Origin of the sequence: Marinobacter halodurans (assembly GCF_004327985.1) — a bacterium.
GTDB lineage: Bacteria > Pseudomonadota > Gammaproteobacteria > Pseudomonadales > Oleiphilaceae > Marinobacter_A > Marinobacter_A halodurans.
In genome coordinates this window covers 1-425 of sequence record NZ_SJDL01000202.1, presented here as the reverse complement: position 1 = coordinate 425, position 425 = coordinate 1, and the positions used below count along the sequence as shown (strand labels likewise).

The 425-nt window shown below is 61.6% G+C and carries 1 pseudogene; it reads left to right on the top strand.

From position 1 onward, the window contains the following. Positions 1-425: pseudogene (locus EZI54_RS24110) on the top strand (IS1182 family transposase); the annotation flags it as partial.

Here is a 425-nt window from a genome sequence, read left to right as displayed (position 1 = left end):
GCGCTGTTCGAGCAGGTGCTGCTGGTGTGCCATGAGCAGGGCCTGTTGGGCAACGAACTCTTTGCCATCGACGGCTGCAAGATGTCGTCAAACGCCAGCAAGGAGTGGTCCGGCACCTTCAAGGAGCTGGGTGAGAAGCGGCAGAAGCTGCGACGGCTGATCCGTCATCACCTGCAGGAACACTACGCCCGGGACGAAGCGGAGACCGAAGCCGAACTGGACCGGGACATCCGCCGGGCAAAGACCATCCTCTCGCTGGATGAAGCCCTGACCAAGGTCGACCGCTTCCTAAAGACGAACCGCCCAAGGATGGGCCGGGGGAAGCGGAGCAAGGAAGTGAAGAGCAACCTGACTGACAACGAAAGCGCCAAGATGACCACCAGCAAGGGCACGCTCCAGGGCTATAACGGCGTGGCCACCGTGGA